The 26175-nt window shown below is 70.9% G+C and carries 24 protein-coding genes; 18 read left to right on the top strand and 6 right to left on the bottom strand.

Annotated features, from left to right (window positions below):
• Window positions 1-60: 60 nt before the first annotated feature.
• Window positions 61-1053 carry a DUF3048 domain-containing protein gene (locus ACTWQR_RS37735; protein ID WP_443231746.1) on the top strand — a complete coding sequence of 331 codons (993 nt, stop codon included), beginning with the start codon at window positions 61-63 and terminating at the stop codon, window positions 1051-1053.
• Between the two features lie 257 nt (window positions 1054-1310).
• Here the strand turns inward: ACTWQR_RS37735 and ACTWQR_RS37730 are convergent, their stop codons facing one another.
• The gene (locus ACTWQR_RS37730; protein WP_443231745.1) at window positions 1311-1784 is read right to left on the bottom strand and encodes a MarR family winged helix-turn-helix transcriptional regulator; all 474 of its coding nucleotides are present in this window, start codon (window positions 1782-1784) and stop codon (window positions 1311-1313) included.
• A gap of 205 nt (window positions 1785-1989) precedes the next feature.
• Here ACTWQR_RS37730 and ACTWQR_RS37725 point away from each other — a divergent pair, with 205 nt between their 5' ends.
• The 8 genes from ACTWQR_RS37725 to ACTWQR_RS37690 all read left to right on the top strand — a co-directional run bounded on the left by ACTWQR_RS37725 (window position 1990) and on the right by ACTWQR_RS37690 (window position 9556).
• On the top strand, window positions 1990-2772 hold the full coding sequence (locus tag ACTWQR_RS37725; protein ID WP_443231744.1) for a CoA transferase subunit A: 783 nt from the start codon (window positions 1990-1992) through the stop codon (window positions 2770-2772).
• On the top strand, window positions 2772-3443 hold the full coding sequence (locus ACTWQR_RS37720) for a CoA transferase subunit B (protein ID WP_443231743.1): 672 nt from the start codon (window positions 2772-2774) through the stop codon (window positions 3441-3443). The genes ACTWQR_RS37725 and ACTWQR_RS37720 overlap by 1 nt, the downstream gene beginning before the upstream one ends.
• Before the next feature lie 2 nt (window positions 3444-3445).
• Window positions 3446-4648: a thiolase family protein gene (locus ACTWQR_RS37715; protein ID WP_443231760.1), complete on the top strand. Its 1203-nt coding sequence runs from the start codon at window positions 3446-3448 to the stop codon at window positions 4646-4648.
• Between the two features lie 42 nt (window positions 4649-4690).
• Entirely contained in the window at window positions 4691-5464 is a 774-nt protein-coding gene (pcaH, locus tag ACTWQR_RS37710; RefSeq protein ID WP_443231759.1) for a protocatechuate 3,4-dioxygenase subunit beta, read from the top strand.
• Window positions 5464-6063, top strand: a complete 600-nt coding sequence (gene pcaG, locus ACTWQR_RS37705) for a protocatechuate 3,4-dioxygenase subunit alpha (protein ID WP_443231742.1) — start codon at window positions 5464-5466, stop codon at window positions 6061-6063. Before pcaH ends, pcaG begins: the two co-directional genes overlap by 1 nt.
• Window positions 6060-7439, top strand: coding sequence for a 3-carboxy-cis,cis-muconate cycloisomerase (pcaB, locus tag ACTWQR_RS37700; RefSeq protein ID WP_443231741.1), 1380 nt, complete (start codon window positions 6060-6062; stop codon window positions 7437-7439). Before pcaG ends, pcaB begins: the two co-directional genes overlap by 4 nt.
• Window positions 7440-7540: 101 nt before the next feature.
• A complete protein-coding gene (gene pcaDC / locus ACTWQR_RS37695) occupies window positions 7541-8668 on the top strand; it encodes a bifunctional 3-oxoadipate enol-lactonase/4-carboxymuconolactone decarboxylase PcaDC (protein ID WP_443231758.1) in 1128 nt (375 codons plus the stop codon).
• 87 nt (window positions 8669-8755) lie between these two features.
• Window positions 8756-9556 carry an SDR family NAD(P)-dependent oxidoreductase gene (locus tag ACTWQR_RS37690; RefSeq protein ID WP_443231740.1) on the top strand — a complete coding sequence of 267 codons (801 nt, stop codon included), beginning with the start codon at window positions 8756-8758 and terminating at the stop codon, window positions 9554-9556.
• Window positions 9557-9606: 50 nt separating this feature from the next.
• On the opposite strand, the gene ACTWQR_RS37685 is transcribed toward ACTWQR_RS37690, so the two are convergent.
• Complete coding sequence (locus tag ACTWQR_RS37685) at window positions 9607-12282, bottom strand: ATP-binding protein (RefSeq protein ID WP_443231739.1); 2676 nt, start codon at window positions 12280-12282, stop codon at window positions 9607-9609.
• A gap of 406 nt (window positions 12283-12688) precedes the next feature.
• Between ACTWQR_RS37685 and ACTWQR_RS37680 the strand changes: the two genes are divergently transcribed.
• Entirely contained in the window at window positions 12689-13654 is a 966-nt protein-coding gene (locus ACTWQR_RS37680) for a DUF2510 domain-containing protein (protein ID WP_443231738.1), read from the top strand.
• Between the two features lie 170 nt (window positions 13655-13824).
• Here the strand turns inward: ACTWQR_RS37680 and ACTWQR_RS37675 are convergent, their stop codons facing one another.
• The gene (locus ACTWQR_RS37675; RefSeq protein ID WP_443231737.1) at window positions 13825-14448 is read right to left on the bottom strand and encodes a TetR/AcrR family transcriptional regulator; all 624 of its coding nucleotides are present in this window, start codon (window positions 14446-14448) and stop codon (window positions 13825-13827) included.
• Between the two features lie 222 nt (window positions 14449-14670).
• On the opposite strand from ACTWQR_RS37675, the gene ACTWQR_RS37670 reads away from it, so the two are divergent.
• Together ACTWQR_RS37670 and ACTWQR_RS37665 are read left to right on the top strand one after the other, a co-directional pair.
• Window positions 14671-15555 carry a phosphatase PAP2 family protein gene (locus ACTWQR_RS37670; RefSeq protein ID WP_443231736.1) on the top strand — a complete coding sequence of 295 codons (885 nt, stop codon included), beginning with the start codon at window positions 14671-14673 and terminating at the stop codon, window positions 15553-15555.
• Window positions 15552-16535 (top strand): DMT family transporter, encoded by a 984-nt coding sequence (locus ACTWQR_RS37665; RefSeq protein WP_443231735.1) that lies wholly within the window; start codon window positions 15552-15554, stop codon window positions 16533-16535. Before ACTWQR_RS37670 ends, ACTWQR_RS37665 begins: the two co-directional genes overlap by 4 nt.
• Window positions 16536-16669: 134 nt before the next feature.
• Here the strand turns inward: ACTWQR_RS37665 and ACTWQR_RS37660 are convergent, their stop codons facing one another.
• Both ACTWQR_RS37660 and ACTWQR_RS37655 read right to left on the bottom strand, forming a co-directional pair.
• Entirely contained in the window at window positions 16670-17548 is an 879-nt protein-coding gene (locus ACTWQR_RS37660; protein WP_443231734.1) for a phospholipid scramblase-related protein, read from the bottom strand.
• Window positions 17549-17627: 79 nt separating this feature from the next.
• Window positions 17628-19679 (bottom strand): phosphocholine-specific phospholipase C, encoded by a 2052-nt coding sequence (locus ACTWQR_RS37655; protein ID WP_443231733.1) that lies wholly within the window; start codon window positions 19677-19679, stop codon window positions 17628-17630.
• A 793-nt stretch (window positions 19680-20472) separates the two neighbouring features.
• Here ACTWQR_RS37655 and ACTWQR_RS37650 point away from each other — a divergent pair.
• The 3 genes from ACTWQR_RS37650 to ACTWQR_RS37640 are packed head-to-tail and all read left to right on the top strand — an operon-like array spanning window position 20473 to window position 22654.
• Window positions 20473-21537, top strand: coding sequence for an aromatic ring-hydroxylating dioxygenase subunit alpha (locus ACTWQR_RS37650; RefSeq protein ID WP_443231732.1), 1065 nt, complete (start codon window positions 20473-20475; stop codon window positions 21535-21537).
• Window positions 21534-21713 carry a hypothetical protein gene (locus tag ACTWQR_RS37645; protein ID WP_443231731.1) on the top strand — a complete coding sequence of 60 codons (180 nt, stop codon included), beginning with the start codon at window positions 21534-21536 and terminating at the stop codon, window positions 21711-21713. The genes ACTWQR_RS37650 and ACTWQR_RS37645 overlap by 4 nt, the downstream gene beginning before the upstream one ends.
• Window positions 21710-22654 carry a PDR/VanB family oxidoreductase gene (locus ACTWQR_RS37640; protein ID WP_443231730.1) on the top strand — a complete coding sequence of 315 codons (945 nt, stop codon included), beginning with the start codon at window positions 21710-21712 and terminating at the stop codon, window positions 22652-22654. The genes ACTWQR_RS37645 and ACTWQR_RS37640 overlap by 4 nt, the downstream gene beginning before the upstream one ends.
• Here ACTWQR_RS37640 and ACTWQR_RS37635 read toward each other — a convergent pair.
• A complete protein-coding gene (locus tag ACTWQR_RS37635) occupies window positions 22605-23420 on the bottom strand; it encodes an IclR family transcriptional regulator domain-containing protein (protein ID WP_443231757.1) in 816 nt (271 codons plus the stop codon). The genes ACTWQR_RS37640 and ACTWQR_RS37635 overlap by 50 nt on opposite strands.
• 200 nt (window positions 23421-23620) lie before the next feature.
• Here ACTWQR_RS37635 and ACTWQR_RS37630 point away from each other — a divergent pair, with 200 nt between their 5' ends.
• Genes ACTWQR_RS37630 through ACTWQR_RS37620 form a run of 3 tightly spaced genes read left to right on the top strand, consistent with a single transcriptional unit; the run spans window position 23621 to window position 26156 of the window.
• Window positions 23621-24610, top strand: a complete 990-nt coding sequence (locus ACTWQR_RS37630; RefSeq protein ID WP_443231729.1) for an ABC transporter substrate-binding protein — start codon at window positions 23621-23623, stop codon at window positions 24608-24610.
• Window positions 24607-25380, top strand: a complete 774-nt coding sequence (locus tag ACTWQR_RS37625) for an ABC transporter permease (protein ID WP_443231728.1) — start codon at window positions 24607-24609, stop codon at window positions 25378-25380. The genes ACTWQR_RS37630 and ACTWQR_RS37625 overlap by 4 nt, the downstream gene beginning before the upstream one ends.
• Entirely contained in the window at window positions 25377-26156 is a 780-nt protein-coding gene (locus tag ACTWQR_RS37620; RefSeq protein ID WP_443231727.1) for an ABC transporter permease, read from the top strand. Before ACTWQR_RS37625 ends, ACTWQR_RS37620 begins: the two co-directional genes overlap by 4 nt.
• Window positions 26157-26175 lie beyond the last annotated feature (19 nt).

Below are 26175 nucleotides of genomic sequence, written 5' to 3'. Positions count from 1 at the left end.
GCCATCAAAGGACTTATAAGCGCACAATCATTAACACGAGACTTGGTGGCCACGGTGGGCATGGGACAGATGGCGCGCAGGCGGCGCCGCACGATGACAGCGGCGCTGCTCGCCGCCGCGGTGGCGGCCTCCCTGGCGTCGGGTTGCACGACACCGGGCGGCTCGAACGAGGACGGACGCGGCCAGATCCCGGACAGCACGAACACCACGGACGACGACGGTGCGAGCACGGCGCCCGCCCCTGGTTCGGCGCTCGCCGTGAAGATCGACAACGTCCGCGGCGCCCGCCCGTCGACGGGCCTGGACGCCGCGGACATCGTGTACGCGGAGCAGGTGGAGGGCGGACTGAGCCGGCTGATGGCCGTGTACGCGACCAAGCTCCCGCCCGCCGTCGGCCCGGTGCGCAGCGCGCGCGAGTCCGACCTGGAGCTGCTGCGCCAGTTCAACGAGCCGACGCTGGCGTTCTCGGGGGCGCAGAGCAAGCTGTTGCCACTTATCGACAAGGCACCGTTGCACGCGGCACTCCCCGGCAAAGAGCCGGGGGCGTACTACCGGGGGACGGACAGGCCCATACCGCACAACCTCTACCTGCGCCCGCAGCGACTGCTGCCGGAAACTCCGGGCGCGGACGCGCTCACGACGGGATTCAAGTACGGCGCGCTGCCCGCGGGCGGCGAGGCCGAGAACTCGCGCACGGTCGGCTTCCCCGCGGCCCGCTTCACCTTCACCTGGTCCGAGAGCAGCGAGCGCTGGCTGGTGTCGATGGACGGGACGCCGACGGTGACGACCGACGGGAAGCGGGTGGCCGCCGCGACGGTCGTCGTGCAGTACGTGAAGGTACGGGAGTCCAGGTTCCACGACTCCCTGGGCAACAACTCGCCGTACACGGAGACCGTCGGCTCGGGCACGGCGAAGGTACTCCGCGACGGCAAGGCCTTCGACGCCGAGTGGAAGCGCCCGTCGGCCACGGACGGCACGGAGTTCACGACAACGAACGGCAAGCCGATGAACTTCGCGAAGGGCCAGGTGTGGGTGGTGTTCGCAAAGGCGTGAGCCCGCCGGGGGTGTTCGGCGGCCCCTCCTGGTGCGCAGGGTTCTGCAGCCCCGCAAGGGGCGCGGGGCTGTGACAGATGCGGCTCCGCCGCGATGGGGGTCCCCCGCTCATGGGGGTCTCCCATGAGCGGGGGAAGCCGAGAGTGGGGGAGAAGCCGAGAGTGGGGGAGCGACCGGCCACGACGGGCCCGCGGCTTCCACACAGCCGTTGTCGCCGTTTCCTTACCGCCGTTTCTTCACCGCGCCCCAAGAAAAGCTCAACCCTGCGTGACAAGCGGCTCCACCGAGTTACCCGCACGGCGAAGCCCTTCCGCCGCGTCCGAGACCCGCTGGATCAGATCGAAGAAGAGCTCCTGCTCCTCGGCGGAGAGCGGCGCCAGGAAGACCTGGTTCATCCGCGCCGTCCGCACGGTCAGCTTCCGGTGGACACGCACGCCCTCGTCCGTGAGCCGCAGCAGGAACCGGCGGCCGTCCTCCGGGTCGCGGACCTTGCCGAGGAGACCACGTCGGCCGAGCCGGCTGATGACCTCGGCAATGGTGGACCGGTCCAGACCCACTCTCTCCCCCACCGTGCGCTGGTCGAGCCCCGGCTCGGCGACGAGCGCGTTCAGGACCGCGAACTGGGGCGAGGTGATCTCCTCGGAGACCATCGTGTTCCACAGCAGGTAGTGCGCCTGCTGCAGCCGCCGGGCCAGGTGCCCGGGGTGGGTGGAGAGATCCACCGCGGCCATGAGCGCTCCTTATTCGTTGGTGTACTGAACAATACCGGGAGGCGGCCCACCTTGTCTCGCTCGGCTTCGAGACTCTGACCTGCTTGTTCCTCAGAACTCTTGACTGCCCGGGGCCGGGATGACAGCGTGTTTGAAACCTCGGAGAAATACTCAGTGCCCTGACTAACTCGGGCACCGGACGCTCGGGAGAGATGGGGCTTCACGGATGGACAAGGTGGTCGCCACAGCCGCCGAGGCAGTGGCCGATGTAGCCGACGGCGCGACACTCGCCGTCGGCGGTTTCGGCCTCAGCGGTGTGCCGAACGTACTGATCCACGCGCTGTACGAGCGCGGAGTCTCCGGCCTGGGCGTCGTCTCCAACAACTGCGGGGCGATGGAGTCCGGTCTGGCGGTGTTGTTGGCGGCCGGCCGCATCGGCCGCGTCACAGGTTCGTACATCGGGGCGAACAGGGAGTTCGCGCGGCAGTATCTGGCCGGCGAGCTGGAAGTGGAGATGATCCCGCAGGGCACGCTGGCCGAGCGGCTGCGGGCCGGCGGCGCCGGGATCCCCGCCTTCTACACCCCGGCCGGGGTGGGCACCCAGGTCGCCGACGGCGGGCTGCCCTGGCGCTACGACGGTGAGGGCGGCGTCGCGCTGGCCTCGCCGCCCAAGGAGGTACGGGAGTTCGACGGCACGGAGTATGTGCTGGAGCACGGCATCCGTACCGACTTCGCCCTCGTCCGCGCCGCCAGGGGCGACCGGCACGGCAACCTGGTCTTCAACAAGTCCGCCCGCAACTTCAACCCGCTGGCGGCGATGGCCGGGCGGGTGACGATCGCCGAGGTCGAGGAACTCGTCGAGCCGGGTGAGATCGACCCGGACGCGGTGCACCTGCCGGGCATCTTCGTGCAGCGCGTGATCGCCCTCACCCCCCAGCAGGCGAACGCCAAGATGATCGAGAAGCGGACGGTCTCCACGTCCGCGGCCAACGGGACGGTGAGCCAGTAATGGCCTGGAGCAGGGAAGAGATGGCCGCCCGCGCCGCGCGCGAGCTGCAGGACGGCCAGTACGTCAACCTGGGCATCGGCCTGCCGACGCTGATCCCCAACTACCTTCCGCCCGGCGTGGAGGTGACCCTGGAGTCGGAGAACGGCATCCTGGGCACCGGCCCGTATCCGACCGAGGAGCAGGTCGACCCGGATCTGATCAACGCGGGCAAGGAGACGGTCACCGTCCTGCCCGGCGCCTCCTACTTCGACTCCTCCCTCTCCTTCGGGATGATCCGCGGCGGGCACATCGACGTCGCCGTGCTCGGCGCCATGCAGGTCTCCGCGGCCGGTGACCTCGCCAACTGGGCCATCCCCGGCAAGATGATCACCGGGATCGGCGGGGCGATGGACCTCGTCCACGGCGCCCGCAAGGTGATCGTGATCATGACCCACGCCGCGAAGGACGGCTCCCCGAAGATCCTCGAGGAGTGCGCGCTGCCGCTGACCGGGAAGGCGTGCGTCAACCGGATCATCACCGATCTGGGGGTGCTGGACGTGACGGACGAAGGGCTGGTGCTGGTGGAGACCGCGCCGGGTGTCACGGTCGAGGAGATCGTGGAGAAGACGGCCGCCAAGGTCCGCACCACGGAAGACATCGCTGACGAGCTCGCTGAGGAGATCCGGTCATGAGCCTGCGCGACGTCTACATCGTCGATGCCGTCCGCACGCCGTTCGGCAGGTACAACGGCTCCCTCGCCTCGGTCCGCCCGGACGACCTCGCCGCCCACGCCATCCGTGAACTCCTCGTCCGCACCCCGGACCTGGACCCGGCCCGGATCGAGGACGTCTACTTCGGCAACGCCAACGGCGCCGGCGAGGAGAACCGCAACGTCGCCCGCATGGCCGGACTGCTGGCCGGCCTGCCCACCAGCGTCCCGGGCGTCACCGTCAACCGGCTGTGCGCCTCGGGCCTGGAAGCCGTCATCCAGGCCGCCCGCGCCATCGCGCTCGGCGACGCGTCGATCGCGCTGGCCGGCGGTGTCGAATCCATGACCCGCGCCCCCTACGTCCTCCCGAAGAACGACAAACCCTTCCCGGCCGGGCACGCCGAGCTGTACTCCACCACGCTGGGCTGGCGCATGACCAACCCCAGGATGGACCCGCAGTGGACCATCCCGCTGGGCGAGTCCGCCGAACTCATCGCCGACAAGCACAAGATCAGCCGCGAGCAGCAGGACGAGTACGCCCTCGCCTCCCACCAGAAGGCCGCCGCCGCACAGACGGCCGGCCTCTTCGACGGCGAGATCGCACCGGTGTCCATCCCCCAGCGCAAGGGCGACCCGGTCGTCTTCGCCGCCGACGAATGCGTACGCGCCTCCGCGTCCCTGGACGCCATGGCCAAGCTCAAGCCGTCCTTCCGCACCGAGCACGGCACGGTGACGGCGGGCAACGCCTCCCCGCTGAACGACGGCGCCGCCGCGCTGCTACTCGTCGACGAGGAGGGCCTGAAGGCCACCGGCCGTGAACCCCTCGCCCGCGTCTCCGCCTCCGGCGTCTCCGCGATCGACCCGCACTACTTCGGACTCGCCCCCGTCGAAGCCGTCAACCGCGCCCTCACCAAGGCCGGCCGGACCTTCGCCGACCTGTCCACCCTCGAACTCAACGAGGCCTTCGCCGCCCAGGTCCTCGGCTGCCTCGCCGAATGGCCCGAGTTCGACCCCGCCGTACTCAACCCCCACGGCGGCGCCATCGCCCTGGGCCACCCCCTCGGCGCCTCGGGCGCCCGCCTCGCCGGCACCGTCGCCCACCAACTCGCCCGCAAGGGCACGGGAGTCGGCGTCGCCACCCTCTGCATCGGCGTCGGCCAAGGCCTCGCCCTCGTCCTCGAACGCTAAGACATCCCAGGACCCGGACCCGTAGGAATCCTCATGCCTCCTCTGCCCCTGACTCAGTCGGACATCGACATCGAGGTCAACGACCTCCAGAACGCGTACGACAAAGCTGTCTCCGAGGGCGCGCCGGCGCAGAACCATCCGCCACGCGACTACGCCCCGTACCGCAGCTCAGTCCTCCGGTACCCCAAGCAGCCGCTCGTCGCGGTGAGCGGCGGCGACCCGGAGACGGTCGAGCTGTCCGGGCCCGTGTTCGGCCCGACCGACATCACCGAGATCGACAACGACCTGACCGTGCAGCACCAGGGCGAGCCGCTCGGCGAGCGCATCACCGTCTCCGGTCGCCTGCTCGACCGCGAGGGCCGCCCGGTGCGCGGCCAGCTCATCGAGCTCTGGCAGGCCAACGCGTCGGGCCGGTACGCGCATCTGCGTGACCAGCACCCGGCGCCGCTCGACCCCAACTTCACCGGCGTGGGACGGGCTCTGACGGATGATCAGGGTCGGTACCTCTTCCGCACGATCAAGCCGGGCGCGTACCCGTGGCGCAACCACACCAACGCGTGGCGGCCCGCGCACATCCACTTCTCGGTGTTCGGCACGGCGTTCACGCAGCGACTGGTGACCCAGATGTACTTCCCGAACGACCCCCTCTTCCAGTACGACCCGATTCTGCGCTCGGTGACCGACGAGTCGGCCAGGGCCCGCCTGGTCGCCGAGTACAACCACGACCTTTCGCAGCCCGAGTTCTCGCTCGGCTACGAGTGGGACATCGTTCTCGACGGTCCCTCCGCCACCTGGATCGAAGAAGGCCGCGACTGATGAACGCCCCCATCGAAAGCCCCGAGCGACTGCTCCCCACCCCCTCCCACACCGTCGGCCCCTTCTACGGGTACGCGCTGCCCTTCCCCGAGGGCGAGCAGGTCGCGCCGAAGGAACACCCGGACCGGATCGCCCTGCACGGGTACGTACTGGACGGCGAGGGCAAGCCGATTCCGGACGCCCTCCTGGAGTTCTGGCAGGCGGGCCCGGACGGCTCGCTCAAGGGCACCCCCGGCTCGCTGCGCCGCGACCCGGTGACCGGTGGCTACCTCGGCCGCAACGGCATCGACTTCACCGGCTTCGGCCGGGTCGCCACGGACGCCGACGGTCACTACGCGCTCTACACGCTGCCGCCGGGCAACGCCGGGCCGCCGTACATCAGCGTGTGCGTGTTCGCGCGCGGGCTGCTGCACCACCTGTTCACGCGGGCGTACCTCACGGACGGCACAGAGGGCTCAGAGGGCACAGACGCGCTGCTCGACTCGCTGCCCGCGGAGCGCCGTGCCACGCTGATCGCGAGCGCGGAGCCGAACCGCACGTACCGTTTCGACATCCGCCTTCAGGGCGAAGGCGAAACGGTCTTCCTGGAGTTCCAGTGACAGCTGCCGACCCTGTCGAACCCGTCGACTCCGACACCGGCCTGCTCGCCCCCGGGCGAGCGGGCTCCCCCGCCGAGTCCGCGACGGGCGACCGCGCCTACCTTCAGGCGCTGCTCGACGCGGAGTCGGCACTCACCCGCGCACAGGCGGTCCTCGGCCTCGCTCCGTCGGCGGCCGCCGACGCGGTCACCGAGGCGGCCGACGCGGCACGCTTCGACCCGTACGCCCTCGCGCGCGCGGCCCGAGGGGGCGGCAATCCGGTGATCCCGCTGGTCGCGGAGCTGACGGCGGCGGTCGACGCGGTCGACAGGGAAGCCGGCCAGGAGTACGCCCCGTACGTCCACCGGGGCGCGACCAGCCAGGACATCATGGACACGGCCACGATGCTGGTCGCCGCACGGACGCTGGACCTGATCCTCGCCGATCTCGCCCGCACGGAGCGCGCGCTGGCACGGCTCGCCCGGGAGCACCGGGACACGGCGATGCCGGGACGCACCCTCACGCAGCACGCCGTGCCGACCACCTTCGGGCTGAAGGCGGCGGGCTGGCGGTCGCTGGTACTGGACGCGAGGGACCGTCTCCAGACGGTACGGGACAGCCTTCCTGCCCAACTCGGCGGCGCGGCCGGCACGTTGGCGGCCTTCAGCGCGTACGGCGCCTCGGACACCGGCGCTCTCGTCGAGGCGTACGCCCGTGAACTCGGCCTCGCCTCTCCGGTGTTGCCCTGGCACACCCTCCGCACGCCTGTCGCCGACCTGGCGGGGACCCTCGCCTTCACCGCGGGCGCCCTGGGCAAGGCGGCCGCTGACGTGCTCACCCTCGCCCGTACGGAGATCCGCGAGCTGAGCGAGGGCTCGGGCGGCGGGTCCTCCGCCATGCCGCACAAGGCGAACCCCGTGCGCTCCACGCTCGTCGCCGCCGCGGCCCGCCGTGCGCCGCAGCTCGCGGCGACGCTGTACGGCTCCCTGGCCGCCGAGGACGAACGGCCCGCCGGTGCCTGGCACGCCGAGTGGGAACCCCTCCGTGATCTGCTCCGGCTGGTCGGCGGCGCGGCGCGCGACGCGGCCGAGCTGACCGAGGGCCTCCAGGTGCACACGGACGCGATGCGCGCGCACCTGGGCCTCACGCACGGGCTGATCGTCTCCGAGCGGCTGTCCGCCGAGCTGGCGCCGGTGCTCGGACGTGCCCAGGCCAAGGAACTTCTCACGCGGGCCGCGCGACGGGCCACCGCCGAGAGCCGACCGCTCGCGGAACTCCTCGCCACCGAACCGGAGTTGAAGGATCTCGACCTGCCGGACATCGCAGTCCTCACCGACCCCACCCAGTACACCGGCTCCGCCGGAACCCTCACCGACCGTGCCCTGGAGCGACGTTGACCACCCAGCCGACCGTCCCGAACGGCAAGAACGCCAGGAACGCCGTGAGCGGCAAGAACGCCAAGAGCGGCAAGAGCGGCAAGAGCGGCAAGAGCGGCAAGCTGCCGCACTATCGCGCCGAAGGGCCCGTCACCGCTCCCCCGCTTCTCCTCGGGCCGTCCCTCGGCACGTCGACGGCACTCTGGGACAAGGTCGCGCCCGAACTCTCCATCACCCACCGGGTCGTGCGCTGGGACCTGCCGGGCCACGGCGGCTCCTCCGCCGGCCTGATCGGCCCCGGCGCGACCATCGCCGACCTCGCCGAACTGGTGCTCGCCCTCGCCGATTCACTCGGGATCGACCGGTTCTCGTACGCCGGTGTCTCGCTCGGCGGTGCGGTCGGGCTGCATCTCGCGGTGCACCACCCGGAGCGGGTCGAGAGGCTCGCCGTGATCTGTTCCTCGGCGCACTTCAACGGCTCCAAGCCGTGGGAGGAGCGGGCGGCGCTCGTGCGTACCGAGGGGCTGGCGAAGCTCGCCGAGAGCGCCGACTCCCGTTGGTTCACGGCCGGTTTCACCGTTCCGGAGCTGGTCGAGGACCATCGGACGGCGGATCCGGACGCGTACGCCGCCTGCTGTGACGCGCTCGCGGCCTTCGACATCCGCGAGCAGCTGCCGCGGATCGGCGCGCGCACGCTGCTCGTCGCCGGCCGCCAGGACCCGGCGACCCCGCCCGCGCATCTCCGCGAGATCGCGGACGCGGTGCCCCATGCCGCGCTCGTCGAGATCCCGGGCGCCTCGCACCTCGCGCCCGCCCAGTGCCCGGAAGCCGTGCTCACCGCCCTGCGCGCGCACTTCGACGGGAGCGCGAAGCGGGGCATGGAGGTACGCCGGCAGGTGCTCGGGGACGCCCACGTGGACCGGGCGCAGGCTCGCCAGTCGGAGTTCACGGCGCGGTTCCAGGACTTCATCTCGCGGTACGCGTGGGGCGAGATCTGGACCGACCAGACCTTGGCACGCCGCGAGCGCAGCATGATCACGCTGACCGCGCTGGTGGCGCACGGGCACTACGACGAGCTGGCGATGCACATCCGCGCCGCCCGCCGCAACGGGCTCACGCCGGAGGAGATCGGCGCGGTGCTGCTGCAGACGGCGGTGTACTGCGGGGTTCCGGCGGCCAACTCGGCGTTCGCCGTCGCCCAACGGGTGCTCGCCGAGGAGGACGAGGCCGCACAAGGCGAATTCCAGTGACCCCGTCGTTCACAACAGGGTGACCCTGCCGGTCGTAGCCTCAGCAGCACCTCGCACACGCGTCCGCCCTGTGCCTAGGCTGGATGTATGCCCACTGTTCTGATCACCGGTGCCACCTCCGGACTCGGCCGCTACGTCGCCTTCGAACTGGTCCGCTCCGGACACGTCGTCCTCGCCCACGGCCGTGACCCGGGGCGTACGGAGCGGCTGGTCGCGGAGTTGCGTACGGCGGGCGAAGCGCACGGCTTCGTCGCGGACCTGGCGTCCCTTCCGCGGGTCCGAGAGCTGGGCGAGAGGGTCTCGGCCGCGCACCCCCGGCTCGATGTGCTGATCAACAACGCGGGGGTGGGCTTCGGTTCGCCCGGGAGCGGGCGCGAGGAGAGCGCCGACGGACACGAGCTGCGGCTGGCGGTGAACTACCTCGCCCCGGTCGCGCTGACCCGCACCCTGCTGCCGGTGCTGCGCGCGAGCGCCCCCGCCCGGATCGTCAACGTCGGCTCGGCGGGCCAGCAGCCCCTGGACTTCGACGACATCGAGATGACGCGGAACTACGACGGCACGACGGCGTACCGCCGCAGCAAGCTCGCCCTCGCCGCGCACACCTTCGCCCTCGCCGAGGAACTCGCCGGCACCGGTGTCTCGGTGAACGTGCTGCACCCCGCCACCTTCATGGACACCACGATGGTCCGCGAGGCCGACGTCGAGCCCTGGTCCACCGTGGCCGACGGGGCGGCCGGTGTACTGGCCCTCGCCACCACCGAGTTGGGCCAGGACATGACGGGCCGGTACTTCGACGGTACGAGTCCCTCGCAGGCCCACTCGGACGCGTACGACCGGGATGTGTGGAAGCGCCTGGAGGCGGTGACGGACCGGCTGCTCGGGGCCTGAGCACGCGTGCGCGCCCCGAGCCGGCCGAAATCCCGGGTCGGGCCGAACCGTCAGCGCAGGCCGCGTCCCATGTCGAGTACCTCCCGGGCCCTGGCCACCAAGCCGTCCGCGCCGCAGGAACGCGCCAGCGTCAGGCCGCGGTTGAGCTCCGCGACGGAGCGGGCAGCAATGCCGTACTCGACGCGGGCCGCGGCGTGTTCGTAGGCACAGGGGGACGCTTCCAGGTATGTCACGGCCTGGGCGTACAGCGTGACGGAGCGCTGGCCGGTCTCCAGGGCGGCGGTGCAGCGCAGGGCCTCGCCGATGGCCGTGTCGGTGCCGAAACGTTCGGCCTGGGCTCGGGCGTCGGCCGCGACTTCGGCGGCACGGCGCGGGTCCTGGGCGGCGAGGGTCCGGGCGAGGTCTCCCGCCCAGGGCGCCATCACCGTGTTGTGGCCGCCGCGGGCCGCCGACATCTTCTCGGCGGTCTCCAACTCGTTCAGGCCGTCCTCGACGCGGCCGGTGGCGATCAGCAGGCGGCCCCTTATCGAGTGGGTGTCCGGCAGGACCATCGTGGACGGGTGGGGCGGCTCGAAGGCGTAACGCTCGGCGATCTCCTCGGCCGCGCCGACATGGCCGCGGGCGAGCAGCGTGTCGATGAGCATGCAGGACGCGGCCCAGTGCATGGGCAGTCCGCGACCCACCCGGTCGGCCAGCCGCAGCGCCTCACGCAGGAACGCCTCGGCGTCCGTGAGGCGGCCCCGTCTACGGTGCACATAGCCCCCGAAGGCGGTCGCGATGGCCAGATGACCGCCGCTCCACCCGGCGGTCTCGTACGCCCGCTGGGCCTCGCTGAAGAGGCTCTCGGCGCGGTCGAGGCGGTCCGCGTACGTGTACGAGATGCCCAGCATCATGAGGAGCTCGAAGCTCCACTCGGTGTCGGTCCAGCCGAGACCGGGCGCAAGGCGGCCGTTGACCAGTGCGCGGTCGCAGAACTCGACGACCTCCTCGGCGTTCTCCCCGCGGGTCATCGCGTCGAAGGCGCGCAGGATGAGCAGGGCACGCTCGGAGTTGTCGCGGCCGGCGAGCGGCTTGACGAGCTGGGCGAGGCGGCGGGAGCGGCCGGGCGCGTCCTCCTCGCCGGCGTGCATGCCCTCCCACATGTAGTGCACGGCCTGCAGGCGCATCCGGGCGGGCCCTGGCTTGAGCCGGGCGGTCTCCTCGTCGACCGTGCGGACGGCCTCCTCCAGCTGGTTGTTGTGGACGAGCGCCGAGGAGAGACGGCAGACCGCGTCGACGCGGAGGTCCTCCTCCAGGCCGTGCAGCGTGAGCGCCTCCCGCAGATGCCCGATCGTGGTCGCGGGCGAGGTGAGGAGCGTGGCGCAGCCCAGCTCGTAGAGCACGCGCGCGTGGACCTCCGGAAGCGGCGGTTCCAGCAGGGCACGCTCCAGACAGCGGCGGGCCGCGTCCGGGGCGCCGACGGCGAGGTGCTCGCGGGCGGCCTCGCGCATCTGCTCGACGAGTTCGGGGTCGTCGTCGGGGTGCACTTCCAGCAGGTGGCGGGAGGCCGCGGCGGCACCGAGGCCCGACGCGGTGACGACCGAGGCGGCCACACCGTGCATCGCGGTGCGCAGCCCGTCCGGGATCGAGCGGTAGACGGCGGTGGCGATCAGCGGATGGACGAACTCCAGGTCCCCTTCGGCCGCTTGACCGTTCGTCCGGTCGGCCTCGGTGAGGATGCGCGCCACGCTCAGGAGGGCCGCGCAGCGCAGCGCCTCGTCCCGCTGCATTCCGGCGAGCTCGGCCGCCAGGTCGAGGGAGATCTGCGTACCGAGGATCGCGGCCGCCCAGGCGAACCTCGTGGCGTCGACGCCGAGCGCTTCGAGCCGGTCGACAAGGCCGCGGCCGCGCGCCGCGCGGTTCAGGGCGCGCAGTTCCGAGGCCGAGCCCTCGACCGGTTCGAGGTCGCTCTCCTGGACCTTGGCGAGGAGTTCCACGGTCTCGTACGGGTTGCCGCCGGTGACCGCCCAGACCTCTCGGCAGAACGGCGCGTCGGCGTGCGCGCCGAGGGCGGCCCGGGTGAGTCCGGCCGTGGCGTCGGGCGTCAGCGAGTGCAGGGTGGCGAGCGGACGGGCGGCCCTGCCGATCGCGTCGAGGTGGCGGGCGCTCTCGCCGGTGGCCTCGCCGGGGCGGCGGGCGACCACGACGAGGACGGGCAGGTCGTCGAGGCGCTCCGCGAACGCGGCGAGCCAGTGCAGGGTCTCCTGGTCGGCCCAGTGCGCGTCGTCGATGAGCAGCACCAGCGGCCAGTCGCGTCGGGCGAGCCGGCGCACCGCCGCGACCAGGCCGTCGCACACGCCCTGCGGGTCGGCCTGGCGGGCGCCCGGTTCCGCTATGCCGAGGGCGGGGCCCGCGATGTCGTACCAGTCGCCGAAGTACTCACGCGCCTCGTCGGGCATGAGCGCCACGAGCGCGGGCTGCAGCAACTGCCGTACGACATTGAAGGGAACGGACGTGATGGTCTCGCCGCCGCGCGCCGACCACACCGTGCAGCGGCTCTCCGCGATGCGGCGCGCCTCGGCGAGCAGTGCGGTCTTGCCGATGCCCGCCTCACCGCTGAACACCAGCAGGCTGCCCGCCGCGGAGCCCGCGCACAGGGCGTCGACCGCCTCCGCGACCGCGGCGAGTTCCGCGTCGCGCTCCCAGAGGGGTGCCGAGGCGGCCGTTCCCGGCCGTGCCTCCGTCATCCCGCTACCTCCCCAGGTCGCCCAAACGACGTACAGACCTCGAGCCTAGCCCTCCGGCAGCCGCGGCGGTGCCTGGTCGGAACACCTGTTGCCGGGACGGGTGAAGGCGGTGGACGGAAGACGACGCGGGGTGCCGCGGACCAGCACGGGTGAAGGCTGTCGACCGTCAACGACCCTGAGCCGAAACCGACTTTCCGACATCACCGCGACGGCGGGAGGACCGGCTTGGACACCCCGGCGCACGGCTCCGGCGCCGCCCGCTCTCTGCGCTGCTCGGTCGCTCCGGGGCGGGACGGGCCGCCGCGGCCGCCGCGGGGTGGGAAACAACCGGTTCGGCTGGTAACCGGAATGAAGTCGACCGGGGTCCTCTCATCCGGCTTTCACCCACGCCTCATACGGTGGACCCATGACGCAGGCGACTCCCCCCGGCTGGTACCCCGACCCCGGGCAGACAGACAACGGCCCCGCCACGCAACGCTGGTGGGACGGTAGAACGTGGACGGACCAGACTCGCCCCGCCGAGTCGGCCGCCGCAGCATGGGGTCCCCCGATGCATTCGCCGGGCGCCGGACCGTATCCGGGCGCGCAGCCCGGCGGTCCGCGGCGCGGAGTGCGCACGGCCATTGCCGCGGCGGTGGCCGTGGCGGTGCTCGCGGGCATCGGCGGCGGCGTGTACGCGCTGACCGCGAACGACGGTTCGGACGGCGGCGGTCAGGACAACGCCCGGCCGGCGCCGACCCGGTCGGACGGACCGCAGGGGCAGGACGGCGGCGGCCAGGGCGGTCCCGGTGGCCCGGACGGCGGTGAGAGCGCGGTCCCGCGGCCGCAGCAGACCGAGGACGGCTACGCCGCGGACCTGATCAACGGCATCAGCCTCCCCGTACCCGACGGCTGGTCCGGCGCATCCATCCAGATCGGTGCCCAGGTCTCGGCGCCGGGCACCTACAAGTGCCCCGGCGACACCACGAAGGACTGCCAGCGCGGCGGCGCGTACTCGGCTCCCGCGCTCGCGCTGGAGCTCGAGGCCACGACGGCCGAGGCCGCCGCCAAGGAGGACATCTCCAAGAACGCGGAGGAGTCCTACGGCGGCAAGAGCTACGGCAAGATCACCTCGCACGACGAGCTCTTCTCCAAGGCGGTCACCGTGGCCGGGGAGAAGGGTTACGCGGTGCGCTGGAAGGTCGTCACGAGCAAGGGCGACGACGGCTACGTCGAGTCGCTCGTGTTCCCCTCGCCGGCCAACTCCCGGCAGCTCGTCGTCGTGCGCTTCGGCATCGACGTCAGTTCCGAGGCACCGAAGCAGTCCGTGATCGACGAGATAACCAAGGGCATCAAGGAGTCCTCGGGCGGCGGCGACGGGCAGAGCGTGTAACGGAACGTACGGCCCCCACGCCGCACGGGTCCGGACACCGGTCGGCCGGGTGGGGAGCCTCTCCGCTCAAGAGGTACCCCACCCGGCCGGGGGTGCGCGCCGCTCCCCGTCCCCACGGTGCGGCGCGAGCAGGTCGCCGTCCGGTCATCCCGTGGACGGCGGCCTGGGTCTCAGGTGGCCTCCGACAGTCCGAGGGCCGGCAGCAGAGCCACCTCCACGTAGCGTTCGAGATAGTCCGCGTCCGCGTACCGCCGCTCCAGGAGGGGACGGACGCGCACCATGCCGAGCAGCTGCGCCGGTACGAACTCCAGGACCGGATGGTCGGCGGCGATCTCCCCGCGGTCGACCGCGCGCTGGATCATCGCCTGGAGCGCGCAGAGCTCGGGTCCGACGAGCACGTCGTGCAGCGCGCGCTGCAGCTCGTCGTCCTGCATGAGGGCCGGTCCGAGCGCCTGCAGCAGTCGGGTGTCGTCGTCGGACCGCTCGCCCGCGGCGCGTGCGGCGGCGCGCAGGTCGCCGGCGAGCGAGCCGGTGTCGATGCCGCCGAACCTGGGACAGTGCTTGGCCCGCAGCGCGGCGGCCACGAACTGGGGCTTCGTCTTCCACTGCCGGTAGAGCGTGGACTTGCTGCACCGCGTGCTGGTGGCGATGCCCTCCATGCTCAGCGCGTCATAGCCGCACTCGCGGATCTGGTCGAGCGCGGCGTCGAAGAACTCCAGCTCACGCTCCGGCGTGATCTTGGAGCGGCGCGAGGCGACGACCGTCTCCGGTCCGTCCGCTGCCTGCGACGTCATGGGTCTTCTCCTCGCTCGTCTCCGCGGCCCGTGGCCCGCTCTTCAGTACGTGTTCTCAGTGTGTCCTAACTCCTATCGATACGCCAGTGTACCGGAACGCCATCGTTTCGGTACACTGGCGTATCGATGGGCCTTGGACCGGACCCACTCCTCTGTCGAGTGGACCCTTTCCTGGGCCCACCACGCACCCGCACACGCAAACTTCAGCGAAAGGGCCGGGGGATGGAATGCCGAACCGAGCCTGCAGAGAAGGGGTCCGCCGCGATACAGCGGCCGCCCCTCGTCCGTGAGCTCCTGCTCGTCGCGGGACTCTTCCTCGTCTACAAGCTCGGCCGGCAGCTGGTCACGGGTCACACCGCGGAGGCCTTCGACAACGCGCGCCGGGTGTGGGACCTGGAGCGGCTCGCGCACCTGCCCGGCGAGGGCGGCGTGCAGGCCGCGATGCTGCACAGCGACACCCTCGTGCACGGCGTCAACACCTATTACGCGACCGTCCACTTCCCCGCCACCGCGGCCTTCCTGATCTGGTTGTACCTGCGGCGGCCCGGGCACTACGTATGGGCCCGCCGGGTCCTCGCCGCGATCACCGCCGCCGCCCTGGTGGTCCATCTCACGTTCCCGCTCGCCCCGCCGCGCATGCTCGCGCTGACAGGCCTCGTGGACACGGGGCAGGAGTACGGGCCCACGGTGTACGGCGCCTCGCCCGAGACCGACTCCCTGTCGAACCAGTTCGCGGCGATGCCGTCGCTGCACTTCGGCTGGGCACTGGTGGTGGCCGTCGGCCTGATCGCCGCCACCCGGTCCCGGTGGCGCTGGCTGTGGTTGTTGCATCCTCTCCTCACGCTGCTGGTGATCGTCGGTACGGCCAACCACTACTGGCTCGACGCGATCGTCGCGGCCGCGCTCCTCGGCATCGCCCTCGCCGTGGTTCGCCTGCCGCACCGGGCTGCGACGACCGCCGGTAGCACCAAGGAACTCGTCGGCGCCGACCACTCCGGATCGGAAGTACTGGAAGCACCGCAGGTACTGGAAGCACCGCAGGTACTGGAAACATCGGAAGTACCCGACGCGCCGGACGCGCCGGAGCTCGTGGGAGCCGGACGATGAACGCCACTCTCGTCGCCGTCGTCCTCTCCCTGTTCTCGGCCGTCGCGTACGCGGCCGCCGCGGTGGCCCAGGAGCGGCTCGCCGCGCGGACGGGCGACTCCGGCGTGCTGCGCCTGCTTGGCAGCGGTGCCTGGTGGTGGTCGGTGGGCCTCAACGCGTCCGCCGCGCTGATGCACGTGGCCGCCCTCAAGTACGGGACCCTCACTCTGGTCCAGCCGCTCGGCGCGCTGACCCTGGTCGCCGCGGTGCCGCTGGGCGCGCGGGTGGCGGGGCGGCGGGTCACCGCCGTCGAGTGGCGCGGTACCGCACTCACGCTGGCCGGGCTCGCCGCGCTGCTCGTCACGGCGTCCGGGCCCGCGCCCGACGACGTGCTGAGTGTCCCGCAGGCGCTGGGCGTCGCCGGCACGACCGCGGTCCTCATCGGGGTACTGGCCCGGCGGGGCGCGCGCCCCGGGCTGCGGCACGCGACCGCGTCCGGCTTCGCCTCGGGCGTCGCCTCGGCGCTCACGCAGACCGTCACGGTCGCCGTGACGGACCGTTCGGGCCCGCTGCTCAGCGGACAGGTGATCGTGGTCGCCCTGCTGGTCGCGGCCTTCGCGGCGGGCGGGCTGCTGCTCTCGCAGACCGCCTACCGGGGCGGCCTCGGAGCGCCGCTCGCCGTGGTGACCCTGGCGAATCCGATCGCCGCCGCGGTGATCGGGCTCTCGCTGCTCGGCGAGCGGTTGCAGGGCGGGGCGGCGGGGCTGCTACTGGCACTGGCCGGGGCCGCGATCGCGGCCTTGGGTGTGGTGACGCTGTCGCGCTCGGCTCCGGACGCTCCGGCGGTGGAACTCGCGGCGATGGAGCCGATGACGGTGGAGTCCGCGGCGGTGGAGGAACATCCGGTGGCCGCGGTCCTGGCGTTGAAGCCCGAGTCGGCGTCGCGCGAACCCTCGTTGATGCCGCGGCAGCCGAAGCCGGGGCAGCTCACCCCTCTCTGAGCCCCCCCTGAGCCCCCTGAGCCTCTCTGAGCAAAGGCTGCGGGACGCATAGGCAGAGGCCATAGGGCCGCGATACATGAGGAAGGGCGACTGCGGAAAACCCGCAGCCGCCCTTCCTCATGACGAGCCGTCGATCAGCCCAGCCCTCGCTTGTCCTGCTTGAGCGCCGTGTCGACGGTCAGCGCCGTCGCCACCACGAGGCTCAACAAGGGCTCGGGAAGCTGGTAGTGGATCTGGAGGACGTAGTTGTCCGCGGTCGTGAACATCGTCTTCGCGAGGCCTTCCCAGGTCTTGGTGATCCGGGCGACCTCGTTGTCCGCGTGGTCGACGATCGCGAAGTTCCAGGCCCGCCAGTTCTCCGCCTTGATCGCGCCGACCTGCTGACCATCGGCATTGATCGCGAAGTTGATCTTCCCGATCATGTTCTGCTGGACGATCTCGCCGAGCGGCTGCCCGTCCGGACGCGCCACGATGACCCGCGACTTCATGAACTTGCGGGGCCGCGTCAGCAGCAGCTGGGGCTGGCCGTACGCGTCGCGGATCTCGAGCTTGTGCGTCATGAACTGGTCGAGGCTGGCGAAGAAGCGCAGCACCTTCTTCAGTGCGCTCTGCCCGACCTGCACGACCGAGCCGAGCTGGTTGCCCTGCTGGTCCATGACCTTGTACTCGTTGGTGAGCTCGATCAGCTTGGCCTTCTGGTTCACCACCAGGACCGGCTCGGTGAACATCGTGCCGCCACCGGCAGCGTTCGGTGTGACCCCGGCCTGCTGCTGCACCTGCTGCTGCACGCGCGGGTCGAAACCGGGCGCGTGCTGCGGGACCTGCTGAGCGTGCTGTACCTGCTGCACAGGCTGAGCGTGCTGCACAGGCTGGGCCTGCTGAGCGGCCTGGGCCTGCTGCTGGTCCTGGTTGGTGTGCTGGGTCCACTGAGCGCCGTCCCAGTAACGCAGCGTCTGGGCCGCCCCCTGAGGGTCCGGGTACCAGCCAGCAGGAGTGTTCGAATGCGTGGTCACCGGGGCACACTACCCCGGGCCGGCTGGTACATGACCAGTCCGTGTGATGTGGGACTCACAGATAGCTCCTGGATATCTCCTACGCGGTGGCGATGGCCGGGTCGCTGACACCGGGCCGTCCGTTCTCCACGTGACCGGCGAACCGGCGCAGGAACGAACTGTCCCCGTCGGACACGACGGTGAGGTCGTACCAGCGCCTGCTCGCCCGCAGGCCCACGGTGTGCTTCACGGTCGCGCCGGGCCGCACCCTGAACGACTCGGTCCTGCCGCCGTAGCCGTTGGTGAGCTTCAGGTTCACCGTGCCGGAGCCCTTGTTCGTGAAGGTCAGCTGCACGTCGTCACCGACGTGCCGCGCGGTGACCTCGGGTCCCGCCGCCTTGCCGGGGCCCTTGAAGACCCGCAGGAAGCCGTTCGGCCCGTGCACCGTGAGGTCGTGGGAGCCGTTCGAGTAGGCGGAGTTCCAGGTGTCCGAGACGGTCCTGCCGGCCCCGGTGGTGTACGTCCAGGGGCCGTCGGTGCGGTTGCCGGAGGTCACGTAGAAGGAGGCGCCCGCCTTCTTGCCGGAGGCGAACGTGAGGGAGAACGTGCCGGCCGCCGGGTCCGCCGTGCCGTCGGTCAGCGGCGTGTACGGCAGCGGGCGCGCGGGCCGCAGACCGCGTTCCTGCTGGGGCAGTTCGGGGTTCGCGGGCGGCTTGGGCCGGTAGTCCGGGTGGCGGTCGTTGTCCGGCGGCTCGTAGCCGTCGGTGTCGGGGAGATCGACCGGCTTGGTGTCCTTGCGGGCGAAGTCGAACGCGGCGGTGAGGTCGCCGCAGATCTCGCGCCGCCAGGGCGAGATGTTCGGCTCACGCACACCGAAACGGCGCTCCATGAACCGCACGATCGAGGTGTGGTCGAGGGTCTCCGAGCAGACGTAACCGCCCTTGCTCCAGGGCGAGACGACGAGCATCGGCACCCGTGGGCCGAGGCCGTACACGCCGGCGGCGTGGGTCGCGCTCCCGTCGAAGATGTCCGGGCCGACGTCGACGGTGGACTTGCCCTGCGCGACGGACGCGGGCGGGTACGGCGGCACGAGGTGGTCGAAGAAGCCGTCGTTCTCGTCGTACGTGATGAACAGCGCCGTCTTCGCCCACACCCCGGGGTCGGAGGTGAGCGCCTCCAGGACCTGGGAGATGTACCAGGCCCCGTAGTTCGAGGGCCAGTTGGAGTGCTCGGTGAACGCCTCGGGGGCGACGACCCAGGAGATCTTCGGCAGCTTGCCGCCCTGCACGTCGGCCGTCAGCTGCTCGAAGAAGCCCTCGCCCTTGCGGGCGTCGGTGCCGGTGCGGGCCTTGTCGTAGAGCGGGTCGCCGGGCTGGGCGTTGCGGTACTTGTTGAAGTAGAGCAGCGAGTTGTCGCCGTAGTTGCCGCGGTACGCGTCCTCGATCCAGCCCCAGGAGCCGGCCTTGTCCAGGCCGTCGCCGATGTCCTGGTAGATCTTCCAGGAGATCCCGGCCTCTTCGAGCCGCTCGGGGTAGGTCGTCCAGTCGTAGCCGACCTCGTCGTTGCCGAGGACGGGGCCGCCGCCCTTGCCGTCGTTGCCCGTGTAGCCCGACCACATGTAGTAGCGGTTCGGGTCCGTGGAGCCGATGAACGAGCAGTGGTAGGCGTCGCAGACGGTGAAGGTGTCGGCGAGCGCGTAGTGGAAGGGGATGTCCTCGCGGGTCAGGTACGCCATGGTCGTGGCGCCCTTCGCGGGGACCCACTGGTCGTACTTGCCGTCGTTGTAGGCGGCGTGCCCGTCGCTCCAGCCGTGCGGCAGTCCTTCCAGGAACTGCATGCCGAGGTCGTCGGCCGTCGGGTGGAAGGGCAGGATCTCCTTGGTGCCGTCCGGCTGGTGCCAGACCGACTTGCCGCTGGGCAGGGTTACCGGGTGCGGGTCGCCGAAGCCGCGGACGCCTCTCAGAGCGCCGAAGTAGTGGTCGAAGGAACGGTTCTCCTGCATCAGGACGACGATGTGCTCGACGTCCTCGATGGTGCCCCGCTGATACCCCGCGGGGATCGACGCGGCCTTGGCGATGCTTTCCGACAGCGCGGTGAACGCCGCGGTGCCGCCTGCGAGTTGGAGGAAACGACGCCGGTTGACTTCGGGCATGGCTGGGTGACCTCTTGTCCTGACGGGGCGGGGGGCGGGCGCTTGCCGGGGGTGCTTTCTGGAACGTGTGCGAGAGGAGTGTTCCAGGAGCAACAAACGTCAAGGAAGGGTCTTATGACGCCTGTGTGAAAGACGGCGGTACGTGAGGTGCGCGGCCGGCACCTCACGGGGGCACCTCCACGGTGATCCAGCTCCGGTCGCGGCCCATCTCATCCTGCCCGGGGACCTCACCGGCCGTGCGGCGGCAGGCAGTTGAGGCAGACGCGACCCGGACCGCCGGAGCCCCGGTGTCGTCCTCATGGCGCTGCTGGGCAGGATCCTCTACGTGGTCCAGAAGTTCCAGAGCGTGATCGACGTGTTCCGGCCGAACGCGGCAGGCGCCAAGGGGCCGCGATCTCTCGCATCACCGACCCGAGGTTCCGCATCCCGACGACGGTCGCGGGGCAACCGCCTCCGCCTGCCCGACGCGAGCGGACGAACCACCCCGCCCCTCCCGCCCGCCGCGCACCGATGTGCCGGGCAAGGCCTTCGCCGGGTGCGGGCAGTATCGGCGCACGTTTTCCCCGGCGGGCAGCGCGACGACTGGCTTGCCAGTGCGAAGGCGGCGATACGCGAGACGCACGGCCCGTACCTGAGACGGCCCGTACCTGAGCAGGCATGAGCAGGTACGCCCCCCCCACGCCTTCCGTCAGACGGAAGCAGCCTTGCCGAGCCGTGGCCTCCCTCAGGAGGGTGGTGCCCAACACGGCAGCGCGGGGCGATGGCGCCCCGCTTGAACGGGACGGGACCGCCCATGCCTCATATGACCGCTTTTGCCAGGAATCAGTGGTACGTCGCCGCCTACACCCATGAGGTCGGGCGGGAGCTGCTCGGCCGGACGATCCTCGGCGAGCCCCTCGTCTTCTACCGCACCGAGGACGACGGGACTGCCATCGCGCTGTCCGACCGGTGTGTGCACCGCCGCTTCCCGCTCTCGGCGAGCCGGCTCGACGGTGACAAGATCGTGTGCGGCTACCACGGCTTCACGTACGACACGACAGGCACCTGCGTGTACGTGCCGGGGCAGAAGCGCATACCGCGCACGGCCCGCGTCGCCTCGTACCCGGTGGTCGAGCAGGACGCGTTCGTCTGGGTGTGGATCGGCGACCCCGCCCTCGCCGACCCGCAGACGATCCCGCGCGCCCGTCACATGGACTCCCCCGACTGGACCACGGTCAGCGGCATGGAGCCGATCGACGCCGACTACGGGCTGCTCGTCGACAACCTCCTCGACCTGTCCCACGAGACGTATCTGCACGGCGGCTACATCGGCACGCCCGAGGTCGCCGAGACGCCGATCACCACCGAGGTCGACGAGGGCGCGGGCATCGTGCGGGTCAGCCGGCACATGGCCGACGCCGCGTGTCCGCCGTTCTACGCCCGTTCGACCGGCATCGAGGGCCGGATCACCCGCTGGCAGGACATCGAGTACCACGCGCCGTGCCTCTACCTGTTGCACAGCCGCATCGCGCCGGTCGGCGTCCTGCCCGAGGCGGACGGCAGCGACCCGAACGGCTTCCACACCGAGATCACGTACGCCATCACGCCGTCCGGCGACGGCAAGGTGTACGACTTCTGGGCGGTCTCCCGGGACTTCGCGCGCGAGGACGAGGAAGTCACCACGTTCCTGCACGACTTCAACCACACGGTCGTGATGCAGGACGTCGACGCGCTCAACCTGCTGCAGAAGACGCTGGGCACGGAGCGGCACGGGTACCAGGAGCTGAGCATCAACCTGGACACCGGTGGTCTCGCCGCCCGCCGGATTCTGGCCAGGCTGGTCGAGGAGGGCGAGAAGCCCGTGGAGAAGGTCCAGTGACCACACCGACCGGCGAGATCTACCGCATCGACTGGGTGCCGGGCACCGATGTTCTGAACGGCACCTGCCATTGCGGAGCCGAGCACAGGTCGGAGGACCCGATCGAGATGTGGGAGTGGATGCTCGGCCATCCGGAAGGCCACTCCCCCGAGCACGCCCGAGGACACGAACGATGACCCAGTACGAAGCCGAACTCGTCGTGGCCCAGCGGGAGTCGGCGGCCGACGGCGTGCTCGCCCTCACCCTCCGCCATCCGCTGGGCGAGGAGCTGCCGTCCTGGGAGCCGGGCGCCCACATCGATGTGGTCCTGGGCCCGGATCTGGAGCGGCAGTACTCGCTGTGCGGCGATCCGGCCGACCGGCACGCCTGGCGGATCGGCGTCCTGCGGGAGCCCGACGGACGCGGCGGATCCGCCTATGTGCACGGGCAGTTGGAGGCGGGCGACAAGGTCCGCGTCCGCGGTCCCCGCAACCACTTCGCCCTCCAGCCGGCCCCCCGCTACCGCTTCGTCGCGGGCGGCATCGGCATCACCCCGATCCTGCCGATGCTGGCGGCCGCCGAGGCGGCGGGCGCCGAGTGGACGCTGCTGTACGGCGGGCGGAGCCGTAACTCCATGGCGTTCACCGAGGAGTTGAGCCGGTACGGGGACAAGGTGCGGGTCGCTCCGCAGGACGAGGCCGGGCTGCTCGACCTCGGCTCGGTGCTGGGCACGCCGGAGCCGGACACGCTCGTCTACTGCTGCGGCCCCGGTCCGCTGCTCGACGCGGTGGAGGAGCGGTGCGCGGTGTGGCCGAAGGGCGCCCTGCACGTCGAGCGTTTCCAGCCCAAGGTCCAGGAGACGGGCGCCGACACGGAGTTCGAGGTGGTGCTGGAACGGTCGGGCCACACGCTGACCGTCCCCGCGGACGTCTCCGTGCTGGACACCGTACGAGCCGCCGGCGTCGAGGTGCTCTTCTCCTGCACCGAGGGCACCTGCGGGACCTGCGAGACGGACGTCCTCGAAGGCACCCCGGACCACCGTGACTCGGTGCTCACGGACGAGGAGCGGGAGAGCGGCGAGACCATGCTCATCTGTGTGTCCCGGTGCCGCGGGAAGCGCCTCGTGCTCGACCTGTGACCCACAGGTCGGCCTCGATCCGGGCGACCGTGGCCAGCAGGTGGGGCAGCAGGTCACAGCGCACGGACGCGACGGAGTTGCGGCCGGCGTGCACGGGAACGTTCACCGCCGCCACCACCTCGCCGTCCCGGTCGCGCACCGGGGCGGCGACCGAGCGCAGCCCCTCCTCCAGTTCCTGGTCGACGATGGCGTACCCCTGGCGGCGTACCCGGCGCAGTTCGGCGCGCAGCACGTCGGCCGAGACGATCGTGCGGGCCGTCAGGGGACGCAGGTCGGCGCGGGCCAGCCGTGCGTCGATCTCCTCGTCCGGCAGATGCGCGAGGATCACCCGGCCCACGGACGTCACATGGGCCGGGAAGCGGGTGCCCACGGTGATCGTCGCGGTCATGATGCGGCGGGTGGGGACGCGTGCCACGTACACGATGTCGTCGCCGTCGAGGACACACAGGGACGACGATTCCCGTATCAGCGCGACGAGTTGCTCCAGATGCGGCTCGGCGACCTCGGGCAGCGTGAAACTGGACAGGTACGAGTAGCCGAGTTCGAGGACGCGCGGCGTCAGCCGGAACTTCCGCCCGTCCGTCTGCACGTATCCGAGGTCGAAGAGGGTCAGCAGGAAGCGGCGGGCCGCCGCGCGGGTCAGGTCGCAGGCGCGCGCCACCTCGCTGAGCGTCAGCTCCGGATGGTCGGCGTCGAAGGCCCGGATGACCGCGAGCCCGCGCTCGAAGGACCGGACGAAATGCGGTTCGCGGGCTCCTGCAGGCATCATCGCCTCCACGGCACGCACGGGAGTGCGCTCTGCGCACGCTAGGAGCACGGTTCGGCAACTGTCAACGACCTTGCGGGGCAAGGGCATTGACCCCCACACGGCGGCCCTCTACGTTCACGCTGAGCACTGCTGTGCGGTCTGCGCACAGCATGTTCCACGCACAGCCTGTCGCAGAGCTGGGCCCACTAGGGGGAGTCATGCGTCGTCTGCTCATCGGCCTCGCGACCGGCGCGGTGTTCGTCGCCGCGACGGCTTGCGGTTCATCCGACTCCGGGGGGTCGGGGTCGGGGTCGGGGTCGGGGTCGGACGAACCGTCGTCCGGCGGTACAACCACCGTCAAGGTCGGCGTCATCCCCATCATCGACGTCGCCCCCATGTACCTGGGCCAGAAAAAGGGCTTCTACAGCGAGCGCGGCATCAAGTTGTCCCTGACGAGCGCGCAGGGCGGGGCGGCGATCGTGCCCGGTGTCGTCTCCGGCCAGTTCGATTTCGGCTTCAGCAACACGACGTCTCTGCTGGTCGCCCAGTCCAAGAACGTGCCGGTCAAAGCCGTGGTGAACGGTGTCGCGTCCACCGGCAAGGAGGGGGCCGACTTCGCGGAGCTCGCCGTGAAGAAGGGCAGCCCGCTCAAGTCCGCCAAGGACGTGGAGGGCAAGAAGGTCGCCGCCAACACGCTCAACAACATCTGTGACACCTCGGTCAAGAACTCGGTCCGCAAGGACGGCGGCGATCCGTCCAAGGTGCAGTTCGTGGAGATGCCCTTCGACCAGATGCCGGCCGCGATCGACAACGGCCAGGTGGACGCGGCCTGTGTCGTCGAGCCCGCACTCGCCACCATCAAGGCCAAGGGCGGCACCTCCATCGCGTCGCTCTTCGTCGACGTGTCGCCGGATCTCACCGTGGCGATGTACTTCACCTCCCAGCAGTACGCCCAGAAGAACCCGGAGATGGTGAAGAAGTTCCAGGAGGCGACCGCCGAGTCCCTCGCCTACGCGGACAGCCACCCGGACGAGGTCCGCGAGATCATCACCACGTACACGAAGATCCCGGGCACCCTGCTGGAGACACTCACCCTGCCCCGCTGGCCCGCCGAGGCGGACCGCACATCCCTCGAGAAGCTGGCCGAACTGGGCGAGCAGGACGGCCTGTTCGACAAGGCCCCGGACCTGGACAAGCTGCTGCCGTGAAAGGCACCAACGCCCTCCTGGGCGCGGCCGGGCTCGCGGTCTTCCTCGCCCTCGGCGAGGCGGTACCGCGGCTCGGCCTCGTCAAGGAGGACTACTTCCCGCCGACCAGCCGCATCGCCGACGCGCTGGCGACGGAGCTGTCGGACGACGCGTTCTGGACGGCGCTCGGGGACACACTCACCGGCTGGGCGCTGGGGCTGGCGATCGCCGTGACCGCCGGAATCCTCGCGGGCGTGCTGATCTCGGTGACTCCCTACCTCCGCGAGGCGACCGCCTCGACGATCGAGTTCCTGCGCCCGATCCCCTCGGTCGCGCTGATCCCGCTCGCGGTCCTCCTCTACGGCAGTGAACTCCGATCGGTCCTCCTGCTGGTGGTGTACGCGTCCTTCTGGCAGGTCCTGATCCAGGTGATGTACGGCGTCCAGGACGTCGACCCGGTCGCCGAGGAGACGGCCCGCTCGTACGGCCTCGGCACCTGGGCGCGGATCCGCCATGTGCTGTGGCCGACGGCCCTTCCGTACGTCATGACGGGCGTCCGGCTGGCCGCGGCGGTGGCGTTGATCCTCGCCGTGACCGCCGAACTCGTCATCGGCGCACCGGGGTTGGGCGCCCGCATCGCCGTCGCCCAGACCTCGCAGGCCGTACCGGAGATGTACGCGCTGGTGGTGGTCACCGGACTGCTCGGGCTGATCATCAACGTGGGCGCGCGCACGGTGGAGCGCCGGGCGCTGGCCTGGCACCAGTCGGTGCGAGGGGAGGTGGCGGTGTGAGGCGCTTCCTGCTGCGGCTGTTCTTCGTCGTCGCCCTGCCCGCGCTGCTCGTCGTGGGGTGGTGGTTCGCCTCCGACGGCAGCACGGACATCTACTGGCCGCCGCTGCGCACGATCCTCACCACGTTCCCGGACGTCTGGACGGGCGAGCGGCTGCGCGAGGACGTGCTGCCCAGCCTGCTGCGCCTGAGCGCCGGCTACGCGTGCGCCGCCGTCGCGGGCGTGGCGCTGGGCACGGTCATCGGCTCGTACCGCCGGGTGCGGGCGGTGTGCGAGCCCGTCCTGGAGTTCCTGCGGGCGGTGCCGCCGCCGGTGCTCGTCCCGGTCATCATGCTGTTCGCCGGCATCGGCGACACGATGAAGATCGCCGTCATCGCGATCGGCTGTGTCTGGCCGATCCTGCTCAACACCGTGGAGGGCGTGCGGGCGGTCGACTCCGTGATGTCCGAGACGGCCCGCTCGTACGGCATCACCGGCGCCGCCCGGCTGCGTCACGTGGTCCTGCGCTCGGCGAGCCCGCAGATCTTCGCGGGTCTGCGCCAGGCGCTGTCCATCGGCATCATCCTGATGGTCATCAGCGAGATGTCCGTCTCCAGCAACGGGATCGGCTTCACCATCGTCCAGTTTCAGCGGACCTTCGCCATCCCCGACATGTGGACCGGGATCCTGGTGCTCGGCCTGCTCGGTTTCCTGCTCTCGGTTGTCTTCCAGCTGGTCGAGCGGCGGGTGCTCGGCTGGTACCACGGTCAGCGCGACGCCTCCCGGCGGTCGTCGTGACGCTCGCGAAAGGTCAGCC

The organism is Streptomyces sp. 2A115, from assembly GCF_052245575.1.
In the GTDB taxonomy this organism is placed as follows: Bacteria; Actinomycetota; Actinomycetes; order Streptomycetales; family Streptomycetaceae; genus Streptomyces.
Note: the sequence above shows the minus strand (reverse complement) of the source record. Positions and strands in the feature narration are given on the sequence as shown.